The organism is Campylobacter sp. BCW_6467 (assembly GCF_001762855.1).
Taxonomy (GTDB): Bacteria; Campylobacterota; Campylobacteria; order Campylobacterales; family Campylobacteraceae; genus Campylobacter_D; species Campylobacter_D jejuni.
Window position 1 is genome coordinate 158,334 of the sequence record NZ_MJXP01000052.1, and the last position, 13,828, is coordinate 172,161.

Sequence of the window (13,828 nt, forward strand, 5' to 3'; positions counted from 1 at the left end):
AATTTTAAAGTAATTTAAGTTATTTTATATTATAATTCTGTCAAATAATATTTTGACTTAGAGGGGTTTTTACCCCAAAGCTAAATTAATTTAGCTTCCTTCCTAACTTTTATATTTATGGGGGATATTGAAAAATATCCCTCTAAGTCAAAAATTAATACAACTTCATTAATTCTTTATAATTATACAAGCCTTATTTAAGCTTGTATAATATTGTTAATTTTTTAAAGCAGCTTTTTAAACTGTTCTAGAGCATCAAGTTGTTCCCAAGGATAGTCCTTTTGTCCTACTTGCCCACGAGCCGCTACATCCGCATAAAGAAAAGTTTCTTTACTTGGTTTATCCAGATGAAATTTATCACGGATCCAATTTGGCGTTAAAGAGAAGTTTTGCATAACAAAATCACTTAAAACATCATCATTTACACTGGTATTTGTGCCCATACAATCCACACTTACCGAAGTAGGTTTTGCAACACCTATAGCATAACTAAGTTGAACAATACATTTTTTAGCAAGCCCTGCTGCAACTATATTTTTAGCTAGCCATCTACCTGCATAAAGTCCACTTCTATCAACTTTAGTATAATCTTTGCTCGATTGTGCGCCACCACCTATTGGAGAATAACCTCCAAAACTATCTACTATAAGTTTTCTTCCTGTTAAACCACTATCATGTAAAGAAGAATGATTAATATATTTACCAGTTGGATTGATTAAAATTCTAGTCTTATTAGGGTCAAAAAGTTCTTTTGGTAAATTACTATCTAAGATAAGTTTCATCACCAAAGATCTTAAATCTTCTATTTTCATACTTTCAACACAAGGCGCAGAAACTACTATAGTATGAATACTTTGCGGTTTGCAATTTTCAAAATTCGCCTTAGTGCCATAATCAATAGTTACTTGAGTTTTAATATCCACGCCAAGTTCGTGTGGATTTGCTTTTGCATAAGCGTAGACTTTATCACATAGCATTCTTGCATAGCTAATGGCTGCTGGCATGTATTCTTCAGCCTCACAACTTGCAAAACCAAACATAATGCCTTGATCACCTGCCCCTGTTTCGCCATCTTCTTGATCAACACCTTGATTGATATCAGGGCTTTGTTCATTTAAAAACACCATAACATCAACTTCATCAGGATGCAAACACTGCTCTTTGTTAAAATGCCCTGCCCCATCATAACCAATGTTTTTTAAAACATCTTTAACTAAATTATCGTAATCAGCTTTACTAAGTTTGTGATTTGACTTAACTTCGCCTCCTATCACAACCTTATTTCCTGCGACAAAAACCTCACTCGCCACCCTTGAATTTTTGTCATTTTTCAAGAGTATATCCACTATCGTATCAGCGATTATATCAGCGCACTTGTCTGGATGACCTGCACTTACGACTTCTGAAGTGAATAGATACATAAAAAGTCCTTTCATTTAAAATGAACCACAATTGTATCCAAATAAACTTATCAAAGCTTGATAAATTAAAAATTCTCTAAAATTAAGCAAAAATTAGCTAAAATCAACTTCTGATATAAAAAATATTTAAAAGGTTTTTATGTTTTCTAAAATCATTCAAAGCTACGCTAAAGGCAACCTCATAGTTCAAATTTGCATAGGTATAGTACTAGGAATACTTATAGGCATTAGTTCTAAAGAAATATCTGAAATTGCAAATTTACTCGGAATACTTTTTACAAGCGCCTTAAAAGCTATCGCTCCTATGCTTGTTTTTATTTTAATTTTAACCTCAATTTGCACTAAAGATTTTTCTCAAAGTGGTGCTAAGATCAAAAATATTATTATTTTGTATATAGTAGGTACCTTTCTTGCTTCAGCTTGTGCGGTTCTTGCTAATTTTTTCTTCCCTATAAAGCTTGTTTTAGATGGAGTTCAAACTGCTACAAACTCATCTCCAACCCACATGAGTGAGATTTTTAAAGATCTTTTATTTAAAATTGTCGATAATCCCATAAATGCTCTTTCAAGTGGGAATTATTTAGGAATTTTAACTTGGGCAATAGCTGGAGGTATAGCATTAAAACACTGTTCTAACGAAGCAAAACAAGTTTTTATAGATATCAATGAAGGGGTTTTGAAAATTGTTAAATTTATAGTAAAACTTGCTCCTTTTGGAATTTTTGGACTTGTGGCTAATTCTGTAGCACAAACAGGAGCACAAGGTTTACTAAGCTATGTAAAACTCTTAATTTTACTTGTAGCTACTATGCTTTTTGTTACTTTTGTTATCAATGCTTTAATAGTCTTTTTTTATACAAGAAAAAATCCTTTTCCTTTGATTTTTATCTGCTTAAGGCACAGTGCATTTTTTGCTTTTTTTACAAGAAGTTCAGCAGCAAATATTCCTGTAAATATGGCACTTTGTGCCAAACTTGGCATAGATAAAGAATTTTATGGCATTTCTATACCTTTAGGAGCTACTATCAACATGGCAGGAGCAGCAGTTACTATAGCTATTTTAAGTCTTACTGCAGCTAATACTGTTGGTATAGAAATCAGTCTTTTGCAAGCCTTTTTATTAAGCATTATTGCTACCTTTGCAGCTTGCGGGGCTAGCGGAGTTGCGGGTGGATCCTTACTGCTTATACCTTTGGCTTGTTCTTTATTTAATATAGACTATGATATTGCTATGAAGGTAGTTGCCATAGGTTTTATTATAGGGGTTATTCAAGATAGTGTTGAAACTGCTTTAAATAGTTCTACAGATGTTCTTTTTACAGCAATTTGTTCTAAAAATGAATTAAATTATAATATCAAATAAGGTAAAAACATGCGTCATCTCATCACTACAAAGGATTTTAATAAAGTCGAAATTATGGAGCTTTTTAAAGAAGCAAGTGATTTCTTAGATGAAAAACCTAGAACTTTTCTTGAAGGAAAAAGTATCACGACAATTTTTTTTGAAAACTCTACACGCACCCTTTCATCTTTTGAAAGCGCTGCAAGAAGATTAGGTGCTAGGGTTTTACGCCTTGATGTTTCAAGATCAAGCTCTAGCAAAGGAGAAACTCTTTATGATACTGCTGCTAATTTAGATGCGATGAGTCCTAATGCTATTGTTATAAGACACGCAAACTCAGGAGTTCCTTTGATATTAGCAAAGCATATGCATTGTCCAGTTGTTAATGGAGGAGATGGAAAACACGCCCATCCTACCCAAGCTTTGCTAGATTTATTCACTATTTATAATCATTTTCAAGGCGATGTCGAAGGTAAGAAAATTTGCATCGTAGGTGATATTAAAAATTCCCGCGTTGCAGCGTCCAATATAGAACTTTTAAGCAGATTTAATCTTGATATTACCCTAGTAGCTCCACCACATTTTATGCCTAATACCCATCTTAAAAAACATTATAAGCTTGATGAGAATATCATAGCAAATTCAGATATTATCATGAGTCTTAGAACACAAACAGAAAGACATAATAAAACCGTTTATGCTTCACTTAAAGACTATGCAAATGATTTTTGCATTCAAAAAAGCTTAGTAAAAGATAAAAAGCTTATTTTACTACATCCAGGCCCTGTAAATCGCAATATTGACATAAGCGATGAAATGATGAGCGATGAAAGGACTTTAGTTTTAAAACAAGTTAAAAATGGAGTGGCCATTAGAATGGCTGTTCTTAAAAAACTCATATTAGAAAATGAAGGATAAAAAATGTTAGAATGGGATTTAAGTGCTTTATTTCACGATAAAGAAGCGTTGCAAAATTTTACACAAGATCAAATCCAACAAAGTTTAAATTTCAAAAAAAACTATGAAAATAAACTTTATACATTAAATGCTAATGAGTTTTTACAAGCTTTAAAAGATTATGAAATTTTAAATCAAGCTCTTGGCAAAATCATGACTTATACTTATTTGCTTTTTGCTAAAAACACTCAAAATGGTTCTTTTTACGCACAATACGAAGAAGAATGCAAAAAAATAGAAGAAAATTTACTCTTTTTCGAGCTTGAATTTTGCGAGTTAGCTCCTGAGAAAAGTCAAAAATTTACAACTTTTTGCAAAGATTATGATTTTTATCTTTCTAATTTATTGCAAAACAAACGCTATAATCTTAGCAAAAACGAAGAACGCATTATGCTCTATCTTTCCAATACAGGTGCAAATGCTTTTAGTAGACTTTTTGATGAAAGTATGAGCGCTTTAAAAATCCCTTTTGAAGGTAAAAAACTTAGCGAAGAAGAAGTTCTAAGCAAAATGTATGATGAAGATAGAAAAATACGCAAAAAAGCTGCTAAAAAATTCAGTAAAGTTTTGCAAAAAAATAGCAGACTTTTAAGTTTTATTATCAATATGATAAAAACAGAAAGAAAAAACATAAGCTTATTAAGAGGTTATGAAAATGCTGAAATTTCAAGACATATCAGCAATCAAATTTCACAAAAAAGCGTTGATTCTTTGATAGCAAGTGCACAAAAACATTTTAACTTAGTATCGCAATTTTACAAAAGAAAAAAACAAATTTTAGGCTATGATGAGCTTAAAGACTATGACAGATATGCACCCATAGGAAAAGAAGCAAGTTTTGATTTTAAAACAAGTAAAAATATTGTTTTAGAGGCATTTCAAGCTTTTTCTCCTCAATTTTATGATATAGCAAAAAATGCTTTTGATCAAGGTTGGATTGATGTTTATCCGCAAGAAAATAAACAAGGGGGTGCTTTTTCACATTCTGCAACTTCTGATGCACATCCTTTTGTTTTATTAAACTACACCGATAAAAGGCGTGATCTTTTTACACTTGCACATGAATTAGGACATACTATCCATCAAAAACTTTCTTACAATGTAAGCTACTTAAATCAAAACACACCTTTAACCACCGCAGAAACAGCTTCAGTTTTTGCTGAAATGCTCGTATTTGATTTTATTAAAGATAAGTTAAAAAAAGAAGAACTCCTATCTTTATATGCAAATAAAATCGAAGATATTTTTGCAACTTTTTATAGACAAATTAATTTTACTTGTTTTGAAAGACGCTTACATGCTCAAGAAAATGAACTTAGCACCGAAGAAATCAATAAAATTTGGATGGAAGAATCTCAAAAGATGTTTCAAGACAGCGTAAAACTTACAAAAAATTATGCTTCTTGGTGGAGTTATATTCCTCATTTTATCCATTCTCCTTTTTACTGCTATGCTTATGCTTATGCACAACTTTTAGTTTTAGCTCTTTATGGACTTTACAAAAGTAAAAAATGTGAAAATTTTAAAGAACTTTATATCAAAATGCTTTCTTTAGGTGGAAGCGTGAGTCCAAAAGAACTAGTAGGAATGTTTGGCTTTGATATAGAAGATGAAAATTTTTGGGAAATAGGCATAAAAGAAATTCAAAAACTCATCAATGAATTTATGGAGTTACAATCATGCTAGAAACAATCTTAAAAAATGAAAATTTTATCCATACCATGCAAAAGCATTGTTATGAAGTTATTTCACACCTTATAGAAGAAAATATAGAATTTTCCATAGTTGCAAATACAAATTTCATAGATTTTAACCCTGAACTTCCCAAAGAGCTTGATGTTAAACAAAATCCTTATGCTCTTTTTGCTCTTGGAGGATACACCTTTGAATCCATACAACTAAATAAAGATTTCATTCAATTTCACGCAGGTTTTGGAAATGATGATTTTGATAGTTTTGTAAAGGTTGATTTAGGAGCTATCACGCAAATTCAAATAGAAAATAGCATTTTATTTGTTAATTTTAGCCTTTATAAACGCGAAGATAGTAAAAATTTACAAAAATCTAAAAATATATTTTTAAATAATCCAAAAAATAAAGATATTTTCAAAAAATGAATCTATTTGAAGATTTAAATTATAGTCAAAAACAGGCAGTAAGCCACATTGATGGAGCTATGCTTATCCTAGCGGGTGCAGGTAGTGGAAAAACCAAAACTATCACCACTCGTCTTGCTTATCTTATCGGTGAAGTAGGCATCCCCTCGCATAACACTCTTACTCTTACTTTTACAAATAAAGCAGCTAGTGTTATGCGTCATAGAGCATTAAATTTTCTACAAGGCAATCACAATCCTTTGCTTTGCACCTTTCATAAATTTGGACTTTTATTTTTAAAACTCCATTTTGAAAGATTGGAGCGTAAAAATAGTTTTATTGTTATCGATACAGATGATACAAAAAAAATAATTAAAGACTTAATCCATGATAAAAACAAAGATAATGTCTATGATATTATCAAATACATATCTTATTGCAAAAATGAAGGCAAAAGAGTAAGCAATGTCTTTGAAGATTTAAATTTACTAAAAGAACATAATTTTGAAAAATATCAAAATGAATACAAATTTGCCAACTATTACCGTGCTTATGAAGAATACTTATTAAAACAAAATTTTGTAGATTTTGATGATCTTTTATTGCTAAGCAATCTCATTTTAGAAAATGATATAAATTTTGCCAAAGAACAAAGCTTACTTTATAATTACATTACAGTTGATGAGTATCAAGATACTAATACCTTGCAATATAAAATTCTAAAAAATCTATGTTGTATGCATGAAAATATCACAGTTGTTGGTGATGATGATCAAAGTATTTATAGTTGGCGTGGAGCAAAAATTGAAAATATTTTAAATTTTCAAAATGATTTTAAAAATGTTAAACTTGTAAAACTTGAACAAAACTATCGTTCAGTAGGGACTATTTTACAAGCAGCAAATAATCTCATATCTCACAATGAGCAACGACTTGGAAAAACTTTAATCTGCACTAAAGATACTGGGGAAAATATTAAAATATTAAAAAACGAAAACGAAAAAGATGAAGGTTTATATATCGCTCAAGAAGTGAAAAAATTGCTAAATTCTGGAGTAGAAGCTAAAGAGATCGCCATTTTATTTCGAGTTAATGCACTATCAAGAGCAATAGAAGAAGCATTTATGAAGAAACAAATTTCTTATAAACTACTTAGTGGTATGCGTTTTTATGAGAGATTAGAAATAAAAGATTTAATCTCGTATCTTAGACTTATCTTAAATCCAAATGATGATTTGTCGTTTAGGCGCATTATTAATCGCCCCAAAAGATCCATAGGGGAAAAAGCTCTAAAAAATTTAGAAGAATATGCAAAAAAACGTCAAATTTCACTTTTTGATGCCTTATGTGAAAGCGATGGTGGTGTAGGAATTTTAACAACAAAAAAAGCACAAAATGAAGCAAATATTTTTATACAAAATATTCACACTCTAAAAAGCTACGATAATGCAAAAAAGGTTTTTGACAATATAGAAGAATTATTTAAAATCAAAGATTATTTTTCAGAGCAAGATGATGGAGATGAAAGAATCAGAAATCTTGATGAGTTTTATGCTAATCTAAGAGAAAAACTCAAAGAAGATCCCGAAGCTTCTTTAGAAGATCTACTTAGTGAAATTTCTTTATTAAGTGATCAAGATAATTTAGATGAAGAATGTGTTTGCTTGATGAGTATTCATGCTAGCAAAGGTTTGGAATTTGATTATGTTTTTATAATAGGCTTTGATGAAGGATTTTTTCCTTTAAATAGCGAAGAAAATCTCGAAGAAGAACGCCGTCTTGCTTATGTTGCCATCACTCGCGCCAAGAAATTTCTCACAATAAGTGTTGCAAATTCTCGTTTTTATCATGGTTCAAGAGCAAATATCAATCCTAGTCGCTTCTTAGAAGAAAGTAAATTAATCAATGAAAAATCAAAAAATCAAAATATACAAAAAACTAGTTTTTGCAAAGGAAATCTAGTTAAACATAAAATTTTTGGCATTGGCAGGGTTGTTGAAGTTAATAAAAGCGGAAAAGAGGAAAAGCTTAATATTAATTTTGGTGGCATAATGCGTGTAATCATGGCAAGCTTTGTGGAAAAAGCAGTATGAACAAGATCTTTGCAGCCTTTAAACCAAGGGGTTTGAGCTCTAATGCCTTTTTAAGCACTTTAAAGAAAAAATATAAAAATAAAAAAGCAGGATATTCTGGCACTCTTGATCCTTTCGCCAAAGGGGTTTTAATCGTTGCATTTGGACAATACACAAAACTTTTCCGTTTTTTAAAAAAAACTCCAAAAACCTATAAAGCTACTTTATGGCTTGGAGTTTACTCCTTAAGTCTTGATGATCAAAATATAAAAGAAATTCAAAATATAAAAGAATTTGATCTTGCAAATTTAAAACAAATCATTGATCAAATGCAAGGAATTATCTCCTATACACCACCTCAATTTAGCGCCAAAAGAATCAATGGAACTCGTGCCTATGAACTTGCAAAAAAAGGTATAGAAGCAATTTTAAAACCTTGTCAAATGGAAGTATTTGATTGTAAGATCTTAAGCTATAATCATCCTTTTTTAAATATTGAAATCACAGTCAGTGAAGGTGCTTATATAAGATCTTATTGTGAACTTTTTGCTAGAAAACTAGGTATTAATGCAACTTTAAGCTCTTTAGAGCGCATTAAAGAAGGTAAATTTGTTTATAATAATGAGAAAAGCTTAAATGTGTTAAAATACATTAACCTAAAGCCAAATTTTATCAAGGATTTAAATAAACTCGAAAATGGTGCTAAAATTTTTGTCGAAGAATTAGAATTTCATGATGAAGGAGATTATTATATTGAAACAGAAAAATATTTTAGCATAATTAATATTAAAGAAAATACAGTAAAATATCTTCTGAATAAGGTTGAAAAATGTTAATATTATCAAGAAAAGAAAATGAAAGTATAATTATCGGAGAAGGTATAGAAATCAAAGTCGTTCAAACAGGGAAAGGATATGCCAAAATAGGCATAGAAGCTCCAAAATCCCTTATGATACTTAGAAAAGAACTTGTTCAACAAGTAAAGGATGAAAATTTGCATTCTGTTGTTCAGAATGATATTAAACTTGATGACTTAAGCAAAAAACTAATCAAATGAAAGCTTACGCTAAAGCAAATATTTTTTTAAAACTTACCGGTTTTGACTCAAGAAAATATCATCTTTTAGAATCACGATTTATACTTTTAAAAGATCTTTTTGATGAGCTTGAGCTTGTTGATAAAGAATCAGATTCTAAAAAAGAATTTGAAATCATTAGTAATTTTAAATGCGAAAATAATATTATTCAAAAGGCTTATTTACTACTTTCTAAAAGATATAATAATGAATTAAAAGAATTATTTAGCAAAAAAAGCCTAAAACTCACAAAAAATATCCCAGTATGTGCTGGACTTGGCGGTGGAAGTAGCGATTGTGCGAGTTTTTTACTGCTAATGAATGAAACCCTAAATTTAAAATTAAACCTACAAGAACTTATAAATTTAAGCATGCAACTAGGAAGTGATATTGCCTTTTTTTTAAGTGGCTTTCACTCTGCTGATGTAAGTGGCTGTGGTGAAATTATAAAAGAATTTGAAGATGACATACCTAATTTAAAATGGACTTTTCCACAAATATCTTGCCAAACTAAAGCTGTTTATGATGAATTTGATAGAGGAATATTTGACTTTCAAAAAAACAATAATCAAGCGCAAATCTACAAAAAACTCAGCACAAAAGAGTTGTTACAAAACTTTAAAAACAAAGAATTAAATGATTTATTTACTCCTTGTGCAACTTTATATCCTAAAATGAAGTCTTACTTACAAGAAGATTTTTTTCTAAGCGGTAGCGGTAGTAGTGTTTTTAAGGTTGATCGATGAAAATTATTGCGAGAAATAAAAAAGCTTTATTTGATTATAGCATCATAGAACGCTTTGAAGCCGGAATTGTCCTTAAGGGAAGTGAAGTTGTAGCCTTAAGAGCAGGAAGAGCAAATCTTAAAGACTCTTTTGTTCGCATTATAAAAAATGAGATTTTTTTACTTAATTCTCATATTTCATTGCTTCATACTACACATTCTTTCTATAAACACGAAGAAAGAGGTGCTAGAAAGCTTTTAATGCATAGAAAGCAAATTGATAAATTATTAGGTAAAGTAAGTATAGAAGGATATACTATCGTTGCATTAGATCTTTATTTTAACACAAAAAATAAAGTAAAAGCCACTCTTGCTTTAGCTAAAGGGAAAAATTTGCACGACAAGCGTGAAACTTTAAAGAAAAAGCAAGCCGATTTAGAAGCTAGAGCTGCTATGAAAAATTATAAATAAAGGAAATTAAATGAAAAAAATTTTAACCCTATTTTTAATAAGTTTAGCATTTTTTCTTAATGCTTGCTCCAAAGAAGAAGAAATTCAAAATGATTTTATGTTTGAAGAGTATCACAAAGGAGATAAAATAGTATTAAATAGTGTAAATGGTGGAAGCAAAACTTTAATAAGAACAGATAAAGGTTTTGTGGTAGAAGGAGAGGAAGGAAAAGTTCTAATGTTTGATTTTTTTGGCACTTTTTGCACCCCATGCAAAGAAGAAGCTTTAGATCTTAGCAAACTTTGGAAAAATAATTCTAGCAAATTTATCATTATAGGACTTACACATTTTGAAGATGTTAGCGATGAAACAGTTAAAAAATTCGCGGATGATTATGGTGCTTACTATTTTCTAAGCAATGGCAGTTCTAATGATCGTATTATTGCTCAAATTTTAAAAGATATAGACTATCAAAATATGGAGCAACTTCCTTTTAAAGTTGTTTTAAAAAATGGAATTTATCAAAAAATAAGCGATTACTGGAATAATAATGCTCCAACAAATTTTTATCTTGGCAAAATTCCAACAGAACTCATGCAAGAAGATTTAAATAAAATCTACAAAGGAAAATAATGCCAAAAACCCAAACTCTAGAGCAGACAAAACTTAGTGAACCAAAAATGTATAAAGTTATACTGTTAAATGATGATGTAACAACCATGGATTTTGTCATAGAAATTTTGATGAATATTTTTCATCAAAACCTTGAAAAAGCAAGTCAAACAATGTTAGAAATTCATCACAATGGTTCTGGAATTTGTGGCATTTACACTCAAGAAATAGCTCTTTCAAAACAAAAAAAAGTTATAGATGCGGCTAAACTTGCTAATTTTCCACTACAAGCAAAGGTAGAAGAAGAATGAAATACCAAGAAAATTTACAAAAATATCTTGATAATGCCAAAAATCTAAGCTTAATAAACCACCATGAATTTGTTACCTGTGAGCATGTACTGTTTGCATTACTAAAACTAAGCACTGATTTTAAGGATATATTTGAAGAATTTTCAGATGGAGATCTTGAACTTCTAGAAACTGAATTAAAAAATTACATTTCTCAAAACAATCAAATTATTAAACAAGAAATAGAACCTACAATATCTGTTGTTTTAGATGAAATCTTACTTTCACTTAAAAATAAAAATAATGAAATTAAAATTATAGATTTTTTAGAAAAGCTCATACACGATTCAAGAAGTTATTCTAGCTATCTCTTAAAAAAACACAACATAAATCTTAACAAAATTCAAGAACTTCAAAATCATGAAAATATACAAAATTTAAGCAACCACACAAGTGATTTAACACTTTTAGCTCAAAATGGCAAGATTGATCCTTTAATAGGAAGAAAATTTGAACTTGAAAGAATGATGCAAATTCTTTCACGTCGCAAGAAAAATAATCCTATTTTAGTAGGAGAAGCAGGAGTTGGCAAAACGGCCATTGTAGAAGGATTAGCATTGGCTATTGCGGAAAAAAAGGTGCCTAAAAACTTACAAAATGCAAAAATTTTTAGTCTTGATATGGCTAGTATACTTGCGGGAACAAAATACCGTGGAGATTTTGAGAAAAGAATTAAAGAAATTTTAAATGAACTTGAGAAAATACCTAATGCTATTTTATTTATTGATGAAATTCACACTATAGTAGGAGCTGGAAGTACAGGAGAATCTCATACTGATTTTTCCAATCTTTTAAAACCAGCTCTAAGCAATGGAACTTTAAAATGCATAGGTGCAACAACTTTTATGGAATATAAAAATACTTTTGATAAAAATAAACCCCTAAGTCGCCGTTTTGCTAAAATAAATGTAGATGAACCAAGCCAAGAAGAAAGCTTGCAAATTCTGAAAGGATTAAAAAACAAATATGAAGAATTTCATCATATAAAATTAAACGATGAAATTCTTCAATATGCTGTAATTTGGGGTAAAAAATTTTTTAATGATAAATTTTTACCTGATTGTGCTATAGATCTGGTCGATGAACTTGGTGCTTCTTTTGCTTTAAATCCAAAAGCTAAAAAAAATGCCAATTTAAAAGATTTAGAAAATGTTTTAGCAAAAATGACCCACCATCACAAAATGTTTGAATTCGATCAAAATAAAGCTTTAATGAATTTAAAAGCAAATTTAAAAGCAAAAATTTTTGGCCAAGATGAAGTTATAGATAGCCTTGTTTCATCACTTAAGCAAAGTTTCGCAGGATTTAAAAATTCCAATACACCACGCGGAGTGTTTTTGTTTACTGGATCAAGTGGAGTTGGAAAAACAGAACTTTGCAAAGCTTTAGCTGAATTTTTAGGTTTAAATTTAGAACGCTTTGATATGAGTGAATATGCAGAAAAACATGCTATAAGTAAACTAATAGGATCTCCAGCTGGATATATAGGTTTTGAAGAGGGTGGACTTTTAAGCAATGCTATCCGCAAAAATCCTTTCAGTCTTGTTCTTTTTGACGAAATAGAAAAGGCTCATCCTGATTTAAGTAATACCTTTTTACAGATTTTTGACAATGCTGAACTCACCGACAATAGCGGTCTTAAAGTAGATTTTAAAAATACAATCATTATTATGACATCCAATCTAGGACTTAAAGAAAGCAATGAGCTTGGTTTTTTAAGTAAAAATGAAGAAAAAAGTAATCGTGCTATCAAAGATTTTTTTGCTCCAGAATTTATTAATCGCATTGATAAAATTTTACATTTTAATGATTTAAACGATGCTATACTTGTTAAAATTATCGAAAAAGAACTTGATGAAATTTCTAAAAATTTAAATAATATAAAATTATCAGTGGATGATAAAGCTAAAATTTATTTAGCTAAAAAAGCCTATAATAAAGAATTTGGAGTAAGGCTTTTAAAACGCATAATTTCTGAGGAGATAGGAGAAAAAATCAGTGATGAAATTTTATTCGGAAAGCTTAAAAAAGGCGGTATAGCTAAAATCAAACTTGGTAAAAATGGAAAGCTCGAATTTATATTCTAAATTACTCAATGCACCTAAAAATGCCCCTGTATTTTTAAGTCAAAATTTAGAAGCTGATTTTATTGTAAAAGCTTATACTTTTGGTCTATTCCCATGGACAAGTAAACCTGTAACTTGGTGGTGTCCAGATCCTAGATGCATTTTAATTCCAAATCAAATTCACATCCAAAAAAATATGAAAAAATTTATTAATCTCTATCAAATTAAACTTGATTATGATTTTTTAAAATTAATTACATTATGTCGCGATACACGCTCTCAAAGCTGGATAGATGATGAATTTATTACCACTTATTATAAGTTATTTACCCAAGGCTATGCGCATAGCCTTGAACTTTATGAAAATAATGAACTTATAGGTGGAATTTATGGTTTAATTTTAGGCAAGGTTTTCTTTGGTGAAAGCATGGTAAGCATTAAAAAAAATGCATCTAAAGTTGCCATGATTAAACTTTGTGATTTATTAAAACCTTATGATTTTATCATAGATTGTCAAGTTTATAACCAACATTTAGAATTTATGGGTGCTCATAATATTTCTAGGAAAGAATTTTTAAATATTTTAAAAGAAAAATGCAATCAAGAAAGTGGTTTTAAAAATTTTAAAGATTTAATTACTTAAAAAATAAGCGTGAAAATCA

General features: G+C 29.8%; 14 protein-coding genes. 13 read left to right on the forward strand and 1 reads right to left on the reverse strand.

Going from position 1 to position 13,828, the window contains the following annotated elements; genetic code table 11:
* Positions 1-224: 224 nt before the first annotated feature.
* A complete protein-coding gene (gene metK / locus AJ888_RS08565) occupies positions 225-1,421 on the reverse strand; it encodes a methionine adenosyltransferase (RefSeq protein WP_002861817.1) in 1,197 nt (398 codons plus the stop codon).
* Positions 1,422-1,560: 139 nt separating this feature from the next.
* Between metK and sstT the strand changes: the two genes are divergently transcribed.
* From sstT to aat, 13 genes are read left to right on the forward strand one after another with little or no spacing between them, the layout of a single operon-like run.
* Entirely contained in the window at positions 1,561-2,784 is a 1,224-nt protein-coding gene (sstT, locus tag AJ888_RS08570; protein ID WP_002861818.1) for a serine/threonine transporter SstT, read from the forward strand.
* Between the two features lie 9 nt (positions 2,785-2,793).
* Positions 2,794-3,681, forward strand: coding sequence for an aspartate carbamoyltransferase catalytic subunit (locus tag AJ888_RS08575; RefSeq protein ID WP_002861819.1), 888 nt, complete (start codon positions 2,794-2,796; stop codon positions 3,679-3,681).
* A 3-nt stretch (positions 3,682-3,684) separates the two neighbouring features.
* Positions 3,685-5,406: a M3 family oligoendopeptidase gene (locus tag AJ888_RS08580; protein ID WP_002861820.1), complete on the forward strand. Its 1,722-nt coding sequence runs from the start codon at positions 3,685-3,687 to the stop codon at positions 5,404-5,406.
* Positions 5,400-5,837 (forward strand): hypothetical protein, encoded by a 438-nt coding sequence (locus AJ888_RS08585; RefSeq protein ID WP_002861821.1) that lies wholly within the window; start codon positions 5,400-5,402, stop codon positions 5,835-5,837. The genes AJ888_RS08580 and AJ888_RS08585 overlap by 7 nt, the downstream gene beginning before the upstream one ends.
* Positions 5,834-7,909 (forward strand): ATP-dependent helicase, encoded by a 2,076-nt coding sequence (locus AJ888_RS08590; RefSeq protein ID WP_002861822.1) that lies wholly within the window; start codon positions 5,834-5,836, stop codon positions 7,907-7,909. Before AJ888_RS08585 ends, AJ888_RS08590 begins: the two co-directional genes overlap by 4 nt.
* Complete coding sequence (truB, locus tag AJ888_RS08595) at positions 7,906-8,724, forward strand: tRNA pseudouridine(55) synthase TruB (RefSeq protein ID WP_002861823.1); 819 nt, start codon at positions 7,906-7,908, stop codon at positions 8,722-8,724. Before AJ888_RS08590 ends, truB begins: the two co-directional genes overlap by 4 nt.
* Positions 8,718-8,945 (forward strand): carbon storage regulator CsrA, encoded by a 228-nt coding sequence (csrA, locus tag AJ888_RS08600; RefSeq protein ID WP_002852854.1) that lies wholly within the window; start codon positions 8,718-8,720, stop codon positions 8,943-8,945. Before truB ends, csrA begins: the two co-directional genes overlap by 7 nt.
* A complete protein-coding gene (locus tag AJ888_RS08605) occupies positions 8,942-9,709 on the forward strand; it encodes a 4-(cytidine 5'-diphospho)-2-C-methyl-D-erythritol kinase (RefSeq protein WP_002861824.1) in 768 nt (255 codons plus the stop codon). The genes csrA and AJ888_RS08605 overlap by 4 nt, the downstream gene beginning before the upstream one ends.
* Positions 9,706-10,158, forward strand: a complete 453-nt coding sequence (gene smpB, locus AJ888_RS08610; protein WP_002852861.1) for an SsrA-binding protein SmpB — start codon at positions 9,706-9,708, stop codon at positions 10,156-10,158. The genes AJ888_RS08605 and smpB overlap by 4 nt, the downstream gene beginning before the upstream one ends.
* 10 nt (positions 10,159-10,168) lie before the next feature.
* The gene (locus tag AJ888_RS08615) at positions 10,169-10,771 is read left to right on the forward strand and encodes a TlpA disulfide reductase family protein (RefSeq protein WP_002853867.1); all 603 of its coding nucleotides are present in this window, start codon (positions 10,169-10,171) and stop codon (positions 10,769-10,771) included.
* Positions 10,771-11,061, forward strand: a complete 291-nt coding sequence (locus AJ888_RS08620; RefSeq protein ID WP_002856038.1) for an ATP-dependent Clp protease adaptor ClpS — start codon at positions 10,771-10,773, stop codon at positions 11,059-11,061. The genes AJ888_RS08615 and AJ888_RS08620 overlap by 1 nt, the downstream gene beginning before the upstream one ends.
* Positions 11,058-13,187: an AAA family ATPase gene (locus tag AJ888_RS08625; RefSeq protein ID WP_070296244.1), complete on the forward strand. Its 2,130-nt coding sequence runs from the start codon at positions 11,058-11,060 to the stop codon at positions 13,185-13,187. Before AJ888_RS08620 ends, AJ888_RS08625 begins: the two co-directional genes overlap by 4 nt.
* The gene (aat, locus tag AJ888_RS08630) at positions 13,162-13,809 is read left to right on the forward strand and encodes a leucyl/phenylalanyl-tRNA--protein transferase (RefSeq protein WP_002826100.1); all 648 of its coding nucleotides are present in this window, start codon (positions 13,162-13,164) and stop codon (positions 13,807-13,809) included. Before AJ888_RS08625 ends, aat begins: the two co-directional genes overlap by 26 nt.
* Positions 13,810-13,828: the final 19 nt, after the last annotated feature.